The sequence below is a fragment of the Dellaglioa sp. CoH-57-MRSF-21 genome (assembly GCF_056781915.1).
In genome coordinates this window covers 1-533 of record NZ_JBXAXU010000047.1, presented here as the reverse complement: position 1 = coordinate 533, position 533 = coordinate 1, and the positions used below count along the sequence as shown (strand labels likewise).

Sequence of the window (533 nt, the reverse complement as noted above, 5' to 3'; positions counted from 1 at the left end):
GCGTAATGATCATTCCAGCGGCCACCCAGATCACGCAGGACCTGAATGCGGGTCCGAAGCTGCACGTCGTCCAGTTCGTCGTATGCGGCACGCAGCACTGCGGTACCAGCCTCATGCATACCAGCTCTATCCAGAGCATGCGCCCTGTTGATCGCAGTCGGAATAGGGCCCTGTTCTTGTGCATAAAGCACTTTCGACGCATATTCTTCGAACGGAACGGCGTCCCGCGCATTGATCAACAGCGGATTACCGTTGACGACAGCAACCTGCGAATAGAACTTTCGGTCACCGCGATCCGAGGTAATTGTGAACCAGTAGCAGCCGCCGTTCTCCAGTTTATCCCAGTCCCTGATCTTCCGTACCTGCGTCATAAAGCTCTCCTGTTTGTAGATTGCTGGACTATAACGAGCCTAGTCCTGTTCGTCAAGCTTTTCTTCTTCCAGCTCGCGTTCTCTCAAACACGAGGTGCACAGCACAAGCCCAACAGGATGACTCGTGTGGCATACAAGGTTCTCGCAGTCAGCACAGTACAC

Annotated in this window: 1 protein-coding gene; it reads right to left on the bottom strand. The window is 54.0% G+C overall.

The features are described from left to right. Positions 1-371 (bottom strand): hypothetical protein (locus AC1RPQ_RS07840; RefSeq protein ID WP_481762240.1); only part of this gene is annotated, 371 nt, incomplete at its 3' end. Positions 372-533: the final 162 nt, after the last annotated feature.